At 42.0% G+C, this 2,646-nt stretch carries 2 protein-coding genes and 1 pseudogene; 2 read left to right on the top strand and 1 reads right to left on the bottom strand.

The window, feature by feature from the left end; all coding sequences use genetic code 11:
* Nucleotides 1-230: 230 nt before the first annotated feature.
* Both B2Y23_RS08745 and B2Y23_RS08740 read left to right on the top strand, forming a co-directional pair.
* Nucleotides 231-1,007 carry a dioxygenase gene (locus B2Y23_RS08745; RefSeq protein ID WP_291356185.1) on the top strand — a complete coding sequence of 259 codons (777 nt, stop codon included), beginning with the start codon at nucleotides 231-233 and terminating at the stop codon, nucleotides 1,005-1,007.
* A 189-nt stretch (nucleotides 1,008-1,196) separates the two neighbouring features.
* On the top strand, nucleotides 1,197-1,964 hold the full coding sequence (locus B2Y23_RS08740; protein WP_291370265.1) for a DUF4377 domain-containing protein: 768 nt from the start codon (nucleotides 1,197-1,199) through the stop codon (nucleotides 1,962-1,964).
* A 70-nt stretch (nucleotides 1,965-2,034) separates the two neighbouring features.
* Here the strand turns inward: B2Y23_RS08740 and B2Y23_RS08735 are convergent.
* Nucleotides 2,035-2,646 (bottom strand): annotated as a pseudogene (locus tag B2Y23_RS08735) (glutamate dehydrogenase); the annotation flags it as partial.

The following is a 2,646-nucleotide window of genomic DNA, read 5'->3' as shown; positions in this document are numbered from 1 at the left end:
CCATAATCATCCTTATCACCGAGCCGGTTAAAACTTCATAACAGGATGATTTAAGCTCGCAAAAATAGTGTAAAACTAAGCTATTTCTGAGCTTGAGTCATCAACCAGATCGGGCTCTGCGTTATCGTTCCACAAACGAAACAATATGTTGATATAAATTGTATTTATTCTATTTCTCTTTATTTGGCATCATATCCTCAATCGATAGTATTTAAATTAGGCGCGTCATCATGAATTTACAAACTTTACCCGGTTTATTTATTTCACATGGATCACCCATGTTGGCGCTTAATCCGGAACAGGTGGGTCCTGCTTTGGAGCGATTGAGTTTAAATCTGCCTAAGCCTGAAGCCATTATTGTGATGTCTGCACACTGGGAAAGTAATGCACTCGAAGTCAGTAGCAGTGTACGTCCTGAAACCTGGCATGATTTCCGTGGTTTTCCGCCGGAGCTGTATGAAATACGCTATCCTGCACCGGGTCAGCCTGAACTTGCAGAAGAAATTCTGCATCTGTTAGCCAATGCCGGCTTTTCCGCGCATGCCAATAGCACCCGTCCACGTGATCATGGTGTATGGATGCCTTTGCTGCATATGTATCCTGAGGCTGATATTCCTGTCATTGAAATCTCCTTGCCCATGAACCTGTCGGCAGAAGATATTTATAAAATTGGCCAAACCCTGGCACCATTACGTGAAAAGCAGATCTTAATGATCGGCTCGGGAAGTATTACCCATAACTTAAGCGAACTGTCCTGGCATGGCGACTCTGCTGCAGTACCTGAATGGGCATCGACTTTCCGGAATTATGTGGTCAATAAAATGAATCACAGTGATTATGCTGCGGTTCTGGACTGGCAGACTATTCCCCATGTACAACGTAATCATCCTACCTTGGAACACTTTGCTCCACTGTTCTTTGCCATGGGCACGGGTCACCGTTTTAGTATTGTACATAGTAGTTTCAGTATGGGTTCTCTGGGCATGGATATTTACCGTTTTGATTAATTCATTAATCGTGGACTTTTCATACAGCATTTAAAAAAACCGCTCATCAACTCATAACTTTTTATTAACAATTAACAAAATTATAATTATGGATACATTTTGAAACTGAATTCACCAAAATGTATCCATATTTTATAAATGCTTATACTTTATGCTCTTAAAAATTTTTCAAAACCAGATACTTTTAAAATGAAATTTAAGCTTTTAGCAATTGCCCTTTTCCCTCTTACGCTTATGGCCTGCCAATCTGGTGATCTACAGAAAGCTGGAGATGTTGCCATTTCAGTCTTACAACAACAAAATGCAGATCAAACGCTCAGTACTTATCAATGGAGTACCACTACAGGCACTGCGCCAAAACCTTTGGTTCTGAATTTTGATCATAAAGGGCATTTAAGTATTGCGACCAGCTGTAATGGTATGGGCGGGAGCTGGAAAGTTGAAAATAATCAGATTGTCACCAGCAACCTGATCTCTACCCAAATGGCATGTGAAGACTCAGCCATGCAGCAGGAAAAAGTTGCTGCCGATTTACTTGACAATCGTAAAGCACCGTTCCTTTTAGATTTAAAAGATCCACAGCAACCGACATTAACCATTGTTTCAGCGACAGGTCAAAAATACGTTTTCACCGGCACCATGACACCTGAAAGCAAATATCAAAGTCAGGCTGAAACCATTTTTCTGGAAATATCACCTGAAACAAAACCCTGTACTGGCGTTGCTCCACAAACCTGTCTCCAAGTACGTGAAGTTAAATATGCCGAAAATGGGGTAAAAACTCAGGTCGATAAAGACTGGACTTTGTTCTATGACAAAATCGAAGGCTTTACTCATACCCCGAATGAACGCCAGATCATCCGGGTCAAACGTTATGAAATCAAGCATCCCGCTGCAGATCAGTCGAAATATGCTTATATCTATGACATGACCGTTGAACGCTCAACAGTGAAGTAAATAGCGTATTCAAGACATAAAAAAACCGAGGCTTTTGCCCCGGTTTTTTAAAGCTTAAACCAAGTCAGACTTAGAATACGCCTTGAGCAAGCATGGCATCAGCCACTTTTACGAAGCCTGCAATGTTCGCACCGTCAACATAGTTCACAGTACCATCTTCTTTCGTACCGTATTTCACGCAGTTGCGGTGAATTTCTTTCATGATTGCGTGTAAACGCTCATCCACTTCTTCGAAAGTCCAGCCTAAACGCAATGCGTTTTGAGACATTTCAAGACCAGAAGTTGCTACACCACCGGCATTCGATGCCTTACCTGGAGCATAAAGAATTTTCGCTTCAACGAATTTCTCTACAGCATCCAGTGTAGAAGGCATGTTCGCACCTTCAGCCACACAGATTGCACCATTTGCAAGAAGTTTAGCTGCGTCATCTGCATCTAACTCGTTTTGAGTTGCACATGGAAGTGCGATATCACACTTGATACCCCAAGGACGTTGACCTTCAAGATATTCAAAACCGTGTTTAGACGCGAATTCAGAAATACGGCCACGTTTCACGTTTTTAAGTTCCATCACTTCTGCAAGAAGTTCGTCAGTGAAACCGTCTTTAACGAACACTGTACCTGCAGAGTCAGAAAGTGAAACCACTTTCGCGCCCAGGAACATTGCTTTTTCAGCAGCGTA

The organism is Acinetobacter sp. UBA5934, assembly GCF_002430855.1.
GTDB lineage: Bacteria > Pseudomonadota > Gammaproteobacteria > Pseudomonadales > Moraxellaceae > Acinetobacter.
The sequence above is the reverse complement of the archived record's forward strand: the minus strand, read 5'-3'. Positions and strand labels throughout refer to the sequence as shown.